Source organism: Pseudorhodobacter sp. W20_MBD10_FR17 (assembly GCF_052119765.1).
Lineage (GTDB): Bacteria > Pseudomonadota > Alphaproteobacteria > Rhodobacterales > Rhodobacteraceae > Pseudorhodobacter.
The window spans coordinates 1-1051 of the sequence record NZ_JBGQOQ010000113.1 but is presented as its reverse complement, the minus strand read 5'-3'; the positions used below and the strand labels follow the sequence as shown (position 1 = coordinate 1051).

Sequence of the window (1051 nt, the reverse complement as noted above, 5' to 3'; positions counted from 1 at the left end):
AACGCAGGAAGTTCATGCCCGACTATTCTACGAGTTTGATCTCGAGACGCACATCCCTGCCGATCATCTTTTGCGTGGCATAGACCGCTTCCTGGATCTGGATGATCTGCACGAAGAGATGCGCAGTTTCTACAGCCACACCGGTCGTCCCTCTATCGATCCCAGACTCATGATCTGTTACCCGGCAGTGCATGTTTACATGCACGATAGGGCGGATGCTGGTTGTCGGCTATGTCATGGGGCTGCGGTCTGAACGTCGCCTGTGCCAAGAGGTGCATCTCAACCTTGCCTATCGCTGGTTTTGCCGTTTGGGGCTAGAGGACAGGGTGCCGGATCATTCCAGCTTTTCAAAGCTCAGACATGGCAAGTTTCGCGACAGCGATATCTTTCGTCATATCTTCGAGCGCGTGGTGGCCCAGTGCATCTCCCATGGCTTGGTCGGCGGCCAAGGCTTCGCGGTCGATGCCAGCCTGATCCATTGCCCGGCAGGCGCCTGACGGTGAATGCAAGCATTCACCTGACGGCCAACGGATTGCGTAGCAATCTGCCGAGAGGGGGGGCCGATGTCCAGAAGCAGAGCTCCAGTCGTCAGGATAAATGGGATGCGGTTGCAATCGATCCAACCGATGCCCCGAGGGCGGTGCGTGAATATCTCGACACTCTCGACGAAGAGGCTTTCGGCGCTGCAACGCCCGTAAAACCCAAGTTCACGGCCCATGCTGATCCTGCCAGCCAGTGCCTCGCGGTGATTGCATGCAATCACCTGCCGGTAATAGACTGCGGCCCGTAAGTGGCCTGCTTTCTTTGCCTATTCAGACAATTACCTGATTGATACCGATCATGCGATCATCATGGATGTCGAAGCGACCCGATCGGTCAGGCAGGCCGAGGTGGGTTCTACCCTCACTATGCTCGACCGCACCGCGGAACGTTTCGGCCTGCGCCCCGAATGGCTGGTCGCAGACACGGCTTACGGGTCCGAGGAAAGCCTGGTCGAGCTCGTCTTGAAACGGCTGATCCTGCCCTTTATCCCGGTCATCCACTGCCCCCC

General features: G+C 57.6%; 1 pseudogene. It reads left to right on the top strand.

Annotated elements, in window-relative coordinates:
* Window positions 1-1051 (top strand): annotated as a pseudogene (locus tag ACEN2J_RS20825) (transposase); the annotation flags it as partial.